Below are 244 nucleotides of genomic sequence, written 5' to 3' on the forward strand. Positions count from 1 at the left end.
GCTGGGCGTGCTGGGCGCCTCCAGGTCGTACGGGGACGTCCGAAGCGCCCTGGTTCCGCGGCTGTTGCCCCCCCGGTTCCCCCTGGTGAAGGCGAACCCCCGGGTCACCCTGGGCGGACTCCTGGCCACCGGTGTCGCCCCGCCGATCGGGGCGGGGTTGCAGGCCCTCGGCCCGCGCTATCCGCCCTACGGCGCCTTCGTCATCTTCATCGCGGGGACGTTCCTGTCGTTCACGCTGCCGCCC

1 pseudogene is annotated in these 244 nt (G+C 73.8%); it reads left to right on the forward strand.

Annotated elements, in window-relative coordinates:
- A pseudogene (locus KVT44_RS56635) lies at positions 1–244 on the forward strand (MFS transporter); the annotation flags it as partial.

The organism is Streptomyces sp. GbtcB7, assembly GCF_019091445.1.
Lineage (GTDB): Bacteria > Actinomycetota > Actinomycetes > Streptomycetales > Streptomycetaceae > Streptomyces > Streptomyces mirabilis.